1 pseudogene is annotated in these 617 nt (G+C 37.0%); it reads right to left on the reverse strand.

The window, feature by feature from the left end:
• A pseudogene (locus AR334_RS28710) lies at positions 1 to 617 on the reverse strand (RNA-guided endonuclease TnpB family protein); the annotation flags it as partial.

A 617-nucleotide genomic window follows, 5' to 3' on the forward strand; every position in this document is an offset into this window, starting at 1 on the left:
AATTCTTTCCATTCCGAAGAACTGCGTAATAGTAGGCACGCAGCTTGTTGTACCATTGATTAATAGATTTGATTCTTCCACCTTTAAACAGAACAGGCGTTATGCCTGTGTTCGTGACAATGGTTGCGATGTTATTTAAGCCCAAATCAATGCCCATGCAACGCTCCAGCTTGGCATTTATTTCTTTCTTTTCTCCTAATAGGTAGATGATTTCAACCACATAATGCCCATACTTAGGTACAACTCTCACTTGTTGGAATTTGCCATTATTCCTAGCCAGCTTCCCAGTATTCAGGCGGGATTTTGTTTTAGGGAACCTGAGGTATTTCCCATCGACTATTTTGCATATTTGATTAGAAAGGGTAATTTCTTTTTGTCCATCTTTTGCTAAATATCGCGGTATTTTGGGTCTCCCTTTATACTTTTCAGGACTCAATTTATAATCCAGTAAACTTTCGAAAAAACTCTGCCAGTTTTGTATGACATTCCTAATCACTTGCTGGTTAATTTGACCTGGTAATGAACAGTAATCTTTTTGTTTCATGGTTTTAAAAAGGCAATCAAGAAAGTTATAACCAAGAAACGAATGTTCTTTTGTTGGGAGGTCAAACAAATTT

The sequence above is a fragment of the Bacillus sp. FJAT-29814 genome, assembly GCF_001510715.1.
Taxonomy (GTDB): domain Bacteria; phylum Bacillota; class Bacilli; order Bacillales; family Cytobacillaceae; genus Neobacillus.